Source organism: Dietzia sp. B19, from assembly GCF_014145155.1.
Classification (GTDB): domain Bacteria; phylum Actinomycetota; class Actinomycetes; order Mycobacteriales; family Mycobacteriaceae; genus Dietzia; species Dietzia natronolimnaea.
On sequence record NZ_JAALED010000095.1, the window covers coordinates 1 to 7,619 of the forward strand.

Here is a 7,619-nt window from a genome sequence, read left to right on the forward strand (position 1 = left end):
CGGGCCGGTGCGCCCTTCGTCGTCGTCCGGCGAAGCCCCACCCACTCCGGACGGACCCCCGTCCCGGACCCGGGCACCACCGGCAGGCGCGGTGGCCGCCTGCGCGGTGCCCGACTCCAGCGCCTCGACTCGCTGCAACAGCGCGATCATGGAGTCGTCGGCGGAGGGCAGGAGCAGCTTGGCGCAGAGGATCTCCAGCAGCAGCCTGGGCGAGGTGGCGCCGCGCATCGACCCCATCCCCTCGTGCACCATGTCCGCACACCGCGCCAGGGTGGCGGGTCCGATGTTCTCAGCCTGGCGCCGCATGGTGTCGGCCTGCTCGACCGGGGCGTCGACCAGCCCGCGCTCGATGGCCTGGGGCACCGACTGCACCATGATCAGGTCCCGCAACCGCTGGAGCAGGTCGGCGGCGAACCGGCGGGGGTCGAGCCCGGCCTCGATGACCTTGTCGACGGTCCGGAACAGCGTCGCACCGTCACCCGCGGCGAGCGCGTCCACGGTGTCGTCGATCAACGCGACCTCGGTGGCCCCCAGCAGACTCACCGCACGCGAGTAGGTGATGCCGTCCTCGCCCGCGCCCGCCATCAGCTGATCCAGCACGCTCAGCGTGTCACGCGGCGACCCGCCACCCGCGCGGATGACCAGGGGGAAGACCGTGGGCTCGACCCTCACGCCCTCCTGCTCGCTGATCCGCTCGACCAGCCCGCGCATCGACGACGGCGTGAGCAGGCGGAACGGGTAGTGATGCGTCCGCGAGCGGATGGTCGGCAGCACCTTCTCCGGCTCGGTGGTGGCGAAGATGAAGATGAGGTGCTCCGGCGGCTCCTCCACGATCTTGAGCAAGGCGTTGAAGCCCGCGTTGGTGACCATGTGCGCCTCGTCGATGATGAGCACCCGGTACCTGGACGACGCCGGCGCGAAGAACGCCCGCTCACGCAGGTCGCGGGTGTCGTCCACGCCGCCGTGACTGGCCGCGTCGAGCTCGGTGACGTCCAGCGTGCCCGTGCCCCCGGGCGCCAGGGCCACGCACGAGTCGCACTCCCCGCACGGCGTGGCGGTGGGCCCCTCCACGCAGTTCAGCGACCGGGCGAGGATCCGGGCGGACGACGTCTTGCCGCACCCTCGCGGGCCGGAGAAGAGATAGGCGTGGTTGATGCGACCGGAGGACAGGGCCACCGAGAGCGGTTCGGTGACGTGCTCCTGGCCCACGACCTCGGCGAAGGAGGCGGGGCGGTACTTCCGATAGAGGGCCACGTGTAGAGGGTACCCAGGGGGTACGACGGCGAGGTCCGCCCTCCGCGTCCCGGGACACGACCTCCGGAAATGACCGGAGGGGCCGCGTCTCCGCAGCCCCTCCCGACGTCCCTCGCGCGGCGGTGCGGGCCCCCTCAGACCCTCGCGGCGCGGTTCCGGACCAGGATCGAAGCACCGGCCCCTCGCAGCCCCTCAGCCGCACTCCGGTGCCCGATCCCTTGTGGGGTCCGGACGGTAGAGATACAACCATGCCGACCTGCGGGGATCAAGGACCTCCCCTCGTTGACTATTGCTCAACTATGCGGCTGGCGACATACGTGCACGTCAGCGCCACCGCCGCGGTCCCCCTGCGTGCCCACCCGATGGGAACGTGTTGTAGATCACGTTGGGGCATGTCTCGCAGGTGAAGACGGCTCGGCGACCCGCGCCGGAGCGCGAGGGCGGGCGCCCGGCGCACCCGACCCATGGGGGAAGGTGATTAACGAAGGGGGAGGTGCTGTTACATCAGTTTCGTGCGTCGCGGCACGCGGCGAGCAGCGCGCACAGCCCCACGACGTCCATCGCCGTCTCGACCTCGGCCAGCGGCGGCAACGTGGGGGCCAATCGGATGTGCCGATCGTCGGGATCCTGCCCGTACGGATAGGCCGAACCCGCAGGGGTCAGAGCCACCCCGACCGCCTTGGCCAGGCGGACGGTCTCCGTGGCGGTGCCGTCCGGCACCTCGAGGTCGATGAAGTACCCGCCCTCGGGACTCGTCCAGCGGGCCACGTCGTACCCACCGAGCCTCCGGTCCAGCGCGGCGGCGGCCGCCTCGAACTTCGGGGCCACGATCCCGCGGTGCTTCTGCATGTGGTCCCGCACCCCGTCGGCGTCTCCGAAGAAGCGCGCGTGGGCCAACTGGTTGACCTTGTTGGGGCCGATCGACCGGATCCCGGTGTGCCCCAGGTACCAGTCGAGGTTGGGCTCGGAGGCGGAGAGGAACGACACGCCCGCCCCGGCGAAGGTGATCTTGGACGTCGAACACACCTGCAGGAATCGGTTGGGGTGCCCGGCCTCGGCGGCCAGCGAATCCACATCGGGCACCTTGGGGAAGTCCTCGGTCAGCGTGTGCACCACGTAGGCGTTGTCCCAGATCACCCGGAAGTCCGGGGCGGCCGCGGCCATGCGGGCGAGCCGGGACACGGTGTGGTCGCTGTAGACGGTGCCGGTCGGGTTGGAGTAGATCGGCACACACCACATGCCCTTGATCGACGGGTCCGTGGCGACGAGGTGCTCCACCTCGTCCATGTCCGGACCGTCCTGCCCCATCGTCACGGGGATCATCTCGATACCGAGGGCCTCGGTGATGCCGAAGTGACGGTCGTACCCGGGGACCGGGCACAACCAGCGGAGCTTCGGCTCGTCCTTCCACGGACGCTCCGAGTCGGGCGTACCGAACAGCATCGAGAACGTCAGCAGGTCGTACATGATCGACAGGCTCGCGTTGTCCTGGGCGATCACGCGGCCGGCGTCCACGCCCAGGAGTTCGGCGATGATCCCGCGGAGCTCCGGCAGACCGGCGCCGCCGCCGTAGTTACGGACGTCGGTCTTGCCGGCCGTGTGGTCGCCCTCCCCCGGCAGCGCCAGCAGTCGCTCGGAGAGGTCCAACTGCTCGGGTGACGGCTTCCCGCGGGTCAGGTCCAGGGACAGTCCCCGGTCGGCGAGCGAGTCGTACTCGGACGACAACTCGGACTCGAGTCGGGTGAGTTCGTCGGCGGAGAGATCGGACAGCGCCATAGTGGCCTCCGGGAGGTCGACATCGTCGGTGGTGTGTGTACCCAGACGTAAAGGGACCCCGCGCACCCGCCAGAGCCCGCTGACCCTTGCTGCCTTCCGGCCCTGGGGGAGTTCACAGGATGGACGCCGCGCGGGGTCCGGTGACGAGTCTAGCCGTGCCGCCTCCGCCGCTGCACGCAGCCCGGGATGTGGCCGGTGATTCCCGGATGGTTTGCCAGTGGTTGGCCGCGCTGGGTACTCTCGTCCACGGAGGATTCGCCTAGTGGCCTATGGCGCTCGCCTGGAACGCGGGTTGGGGTTTATAGCCCCTCAGGGGTTCAAATCCCCTATCCTCCGCCGCAGACGCGGCCCGGTGCTCTCGAGCCCGGGCCGCGTCTCGCATTTCGGCCGGTGCGCCGGCTGCCCCCACCGCAGCCGAGCCCGCTCGGTAGCATCGCGAACGTGACCGAGATCACCAGTCCGGACGTCGAGCTACGGGTGCTCGTCTACAGCCACGACGCCGCGACCCGCAGCCGCGTCATGTCAGCACTGGGCACGCGCCCGCACCCCGACCTCCCCCGACTGCACTTCACCGAGGTCGCCACGGCACCGGTGGTGATCGAGCACATGGACGCCGGGGGGATCGGTCTCGCGATCCTCGACGGCGAGGCCGCCCCCACCGGCGGGCTGGGTCTGGCCAAGCAGCTGCGCGACGAGCTCGACCACACCCCGCCGATCCTCGTGCTGATCGGGCGCGCGGACGACCGGTGGCTGGCCGACTGGTCCCGGGCCGACGCGTCGGTCCCGCACCCGATCGACCCGCTCCGGCTGCGGGACACCGTCACCTCGCTCCTCGCGCCGACCTGAGCGCCCGCCGCCACGGACGGTCGCCGTTGACGGCCACCACAGACCCCGGAAGTCGTCTGCCGAAAGTCCAGACACACGTCAAAGCAATGTGAGTAGAGTCACAGTCGAGGACCGGGACACCCCGATCTGACAGGGAGTCGGCGGGCCGTCAACCCACCACCACCGGTCGCCGACGATCCCATGCGGTTGCAGGAGAAGTCTGCCCACAGGTGCCTTCTCGAGGAACACGCGAGGAGTGACGCGATGAACGAGTACGTGCCGATCCTGGCCCTCGGGGCCGTCGCCGTCGCCTTTGCCGTCTTCTCCTCGCTGGTCTCCTCGCTGGCCGGTCCGAGCCGGTTCAACAGGTCGAAACTCGAGGCCTACGAGTGCGGCATCCAGCCCACCCCGCAGCCGGTCGGCGGCGGACGGTTCCCGGTGAAGTACTACCTCACCGCGATGCTGTTCATCATCTTCGGCATCGAGATCCTCTTCCTCTATCCGTGGGCCGTCCACTTCGACAACCTCGGGTTGTTCGGGCTGGCCGCGATGGCCCTGTTCGTCTTCAACGTCTCCGTCGCCTACGCCTACGAGTGGCGTCGGGGCGGACTGAGCTGGGACTGACCGGAACCGGGAGGAGGAGACAGTCATGGGACTGGAGGAGAAACTGCCGAGCGGGTTCCTGCTGACCACGGTCGAGCAACTCGCGGGCTACATGCGCAAGGGGTCGCTCTGGCCCGCCACCTTCGGCCTGGCGTGCTGCGCCATCGAGATGATGGCCACCAGTGGCGGCCGCTACGACCTGGCCCGGTTCGGCACCGAGGTGTTCCGGGCCTCCCCCCGCCAGGCCGATCTGATGATCGTCGCCGGCCGCGTCAGCCAGAAGATGGCCCCGGTCCTGCGCCAGGTGTACGACCAGATGGCCGAGCCCAAGTGGGTGCTGGCCATGGGTGTGTGCGCGTCCTCGGGCGGGATGTTCAACAACTACGCGATCGTCCAGGGCGTCGACCACGTCGTCCCCGTGGACATCTACCTGCCCGGATGCCCGCCGCGGCCCGAGATGCTCATGCACGCGATCATCACCCTGCACGACAAGATCCAGCACATGCCCCTCGGCGCCAACCGGGCCGAGGCCGTCCGCGCGGCGGAGCAGGCGGCCCTGGACCAGCGTCCGCTCATCCCCGTCGAGGGGATGTTCCGGTGACCGGCGATCATCCGGTCCCGGCCGATGCCCCGGACCCCGCGGGCCAGGCCGGATCCGACGCGACCACGGTCGGGGTCCGCCACGGCATGTTCGGGGTGCGCGGCTCCGGGGACACCTCCGGGTTCGGCGGGCTCGTGCGCCCGGTCGACATGCCGGGCGGTACCCGGCCGCCCGACGGTGGGGACGACGACGAGGTGGTCGCCGCGCTCACGGCCGCACTGGCATCGCGGGGCGGACCGACCTTCGACGAGGCCGTGGAGAAGGTCGTGGTGCACGGCGGACAGCTGACCCTGCACGTCCGGCGCCGACATCTGCCGGCGGTCGCGCTGACACTCCGGGACGACCCCGCACTCCGCTTCGAGATGTCACTCGGGGCGAGCGGGGTGCACTACCCCGACGCCGCGGGCCACGAACTGCACGTGGTCTACCCGCTCCAGTCGATCACCCACAACCGCCGGCTGCTGCTGGAGGTCTCGGCCCCCGATTCCGATCCGCACATCCCGTCCCTGACCAGGATCTATCCGACCACCGACTGGCACGAGCGGGAGACCTACGACTTCTTCGGCGTCCACTTCGACGGACACCCCTCACTCACCCGCATCCAGATGCCGGACGACTGGGAGGGCCATCCGCAACGCAAGGACTACCCGCTCGGCGGGATCCCCGTGCAGTACAAGGGCGCGACCATCCCGCCCCCGGACCAGCGGAGGGCCTACAGCTGATGGCCGACAGAACCGACTCGGACACCGTCCTCACCGCGACCGGGCAGGACTGGGAGGCGATCAGCGACGCGGCACGGAACGCCGACGACGACCGCATCGTCGTCAACATGGGCCCCCAGCACCCGTCCACTCACGGGGTGCTGCGGCTCATCCTCGAGATCGAGGGCGAGACCGTCACCCGCGCGAGCTGTGGGATCGGCTACCTGCACACCGGTATCGAGAAGAACCTCGAGTACCGCTACTGGACCCAGGGCGTCACCTTCGTCACCCGGATGGACTACCTCTCGCCGTTCTTCAACGAGGTCGCCTACTGCCTCGGGGTGGAACGGCTGCTCGGGATCACCGACCAGATCCCGGAGCGGGCGTCGGTCATCCGGGTGATGCTCATGGAGCTCAACCGGATCTCCTCGCACATGGTCGCGCTCGCGACCGGCGCCCTGGAACTCGGGGCCAGCACCCCCATGCTGTTCGGCTTCCGCGAGCGGGAGATGGTCCTGGACGTCTTCGAGATCATCACCGGTCTGCGGATGAACCACGCCTACGTCCGGCCCGGCGGGGTGGTCCAGGACCTCCCGGACGAGGCCGCGCCCAAGGTGCGCGAACTCCTGGACGTGATGCCCGGCCGCATCCGCGAGATGGAGCTCCTCCTGCGCCAGAACCCGATCTGGAAGATGCGGCTCGAGGGGGTGGGCTATCTCGACCTCACCGGGTGCATCGCCCTCGGGGTGACCGGACCGGTGCTGCGGGCCAGTGGACTGCCCCACGACGTGCGCCGGACCGATCCGTACTGCGGGTACGAGACCTACGAGTTCGACGTGGTGACCGGGTCGGGCAGCGACTGCTACGACCGGTTCGTCATCCGGGTGGACGAGATGAAGGAGTCGCTGAGGATCGTCGAACAGTGCCTGGACCGGCTCGAGCCCGGCCCCGTGATGGTCGACGACCCCAAGATCGCGTGGCCCGCCCAGCTCAAGGTCGGCCCCGACGGCCTGGGCAACTCCGCCGAGCACGTCCGCCACATCATGGACAGCTCGATGGAGGCCCTGATACATCACTTCAAGCTGGTCACCGAGGGGTTCGCGGTGCCCCCGGGACAGGTGTACGTGCCGGTCGAGTCGCCCCGCGGCGAGCTGGGAGTGCACATGGTCTCGGACGGCGGCACCCGCCCGTACCGGGTCCACTACCGCGATCCGTCGTTCACCAACCTGCAGGCGGTGGCCGCGATGTGCGAGGGCGGGATGCTCGCCGACGTGATCGCCGCCGTCGCCAGCATCGACCCGGTGATGGGGGGTGTCGACCGATGAGCGGCGAGCCGGTCTTCCTCCAGTTCGGTCAGAAGCCCGACGAACCGGGCGCCATCGTCCACCCGGGCGCACGGCGGACGTACCCGGACGAGGTCCGGGAGCGTCTGGCCGCCGATGCCGCCGTGATCGTCGCCCGCTACCCGCAGGACAGGTCGGCGCTGCTCCCGCTGCTGCACCTCGTGCAGGCGGAGGACGGGCACATCACCCCGGCCGGTATCGAGTTCTGCGCCCGGGTGCTCGACCTGACCGCGGCCGAGGTGATGGCGGTGGCGACGTTCTACTCGATGTACCGCCGCACCCCGACGGGTGACTACCTGGTCGGCGTGTGCACCAACACGCTCTGCGCGGTGATGGGCGGGGACGAGATCCTGGCCTCCCTCGCCGAGCACCTCGAACTCGACGGCCCCGGCACCACGGACGACGGCAGGGTGACCCTGGAGCACATCGAGTGCAACGCCGCCTGCGACTACGCCCCGGTGGTGATGGTCAACTGGGAGTTCTTCGACGACCAGACCCCCGCCTCGGCCCGGCGGG

8 protein-coding genes, 1 tRNA gene and 1 other RNA gene are annotated in these 7,619 nt (G+C 69.8%); 7 read left to right on the forward strand and 3 right to left on the reverse strand.

The annotated features are described in order from the left end of the window. The 3 genes from G6020_RS03745 to ffs form a co-directional block, all read right to left on the reverse strand. On the reverse strand, positions 1–1,254 hold a 1,254-nt coding region (locus tag G6020_RS03745), incomplete at its 3' end, for a DNA polymerase III subunit gamma and tau (RefSeq protein WP_182609699.1). Between the two features lie 504 nt (positions 1,255–1,758). Beyond that, positions 1,759–3,030 carry an aminotransferase class I/II-fold pyridoxal phosphate-dependent enzyme gene (locus G6020_RS03750; RefSeq protein ID WP_182609700.1) on the reverse strand — a complete coding sequence of 424 codons (1,272 nt, stop codon included), beginning with the start codon at positions 3,028–3,030 and terminating at the stop codon, positions 1,759–1,761. Positions 3,031–3,077: 47 nt separating this feature from the next. Continuing rightward, an RNA gene (gene ffs, locus G6020_RS03755) (signal recognition particle sRNA small type) lies at positions 3,078–3,172 on the reverse strand. 106 nt (positions 3,173–3,278) lie between these two features. Here ffs and G6020_RS03760 point away from each other — a divergent pair. From G6020_RS03760 to nuoE, 7 genes are all read left to right on the forward strand, one after another. After that, positions 3,279–3,366 (forward strand) — tRNA-Ser (locus G6020_RS03760). A 183-nt stretch (positions 3,367–3,549) separates the two neighbouring features. Continuing rightward, positions 3,550–3,876: a hypothetical protein gene (locus tag G6020_RS03765; RefSeq protein WP_241731218.1), complete on the forward strand. Its 327-nt coding sequence runs from the start codon at positions 3,550–3,552 to the stop codon at positions 3,874–3,876. A 243-nt stretch (positions 3,877–4,119) separates the two neighbouring features. Continuing rightward, positions 4,120–4,479, forward strand: coding sequence for an NADH-quinone oxidoreductase subunit A (locus G6020_RS03770; protein WP_095717152.1), 360 nt, complete (start codon positions 4,120–4,122; stop codon positions 4,477–4,479). A gap of 25 nt (positions 4,480–4,504) precedes the next feature. Next, positions 4,505–5,059: an NADH-quinone oxidoreductase subunit B gene (locus G6020_RS03775; protein ID WP_095717151.1), complete on the forward strand. Its 555-nt coding sequence runs from the start codon at positions 4,505–4,507 to the stop codon at positions 5,057–5,059. After that, a complete protein-coding gene (locus tag G6020_RS03780) occupies positions 5,056–5,781 on the forward strand; it encodes an NADH-quinone oxidoreductase subunit C (RefSeq protein ID WP_182609701.1) in 726 nt (241 codons plus the stop codon). Before G6020_RS03775 ends, G6020_RS03780 begins: the two co-directional genes overlap by 4 nt. After that, entirely contained in the window at positions 5,781–7,085 is a 1,305-nt protein-coding gene (nuoD, locus tag G6020_RS03785) for an NADH dehydrogenase (quinone) subunit D (protein WP_182609702.1), read from the forward strand. The genes G6020_RS03780 and nuoD overlap by 1 nt, the downstream gene beginning before the upstream one ends. Further along, positions 7,082–7,619, forward strand: a 538-nt coding sequence (gene nuoE, locus G6020_RS03790) for an NADH-quinone oxidoreductase subunit NuoE (protein ID WP_182609703.1), incomplete at its 3' end; no start/stop codon positions are given. The genes nuoD and nuoE, both read left to right, overlap by 4 nt.

Bases quoted from the DNA above. Each gene is read 5' to 3' on its own strand.
- G6020_RS03775 (WP_095717151.1), top strand. From the start codon at position 4,505: ATGGGACTGGAGGAGAAACTGCCGAGCGGGTTCCTGCTGACCACGGTC.
- G6020_RS03750 (WP_182609700.1), bottom strand. From the start codon at position 3,030: ATGGCGCTGTCCGATCTCTCCGCCGACGAACTCACCCGACTCGAGTCC.
- nuoD (WP_182609702.1), top strand. From the start codon at position 5,781: ATGGCCGACAGAACCGACTCGGACACCGTCCTCACCGCGACCGGGCAG.
- G6020_RS03765 (WP_241731218.1), top strand. From the start codon at position 3,550: ATGTCAGCACTGGGCACGCGCCCGCACCCCGACCTCCCCCGACTGCAC.
- G6020_RS03770 (WP_095717152.1), top strand. From the start codon at position 4,120: ATGAACGAGTACGTGCCGATCCTGGCCCTCGGGGCCGTCGCCGTCGCC.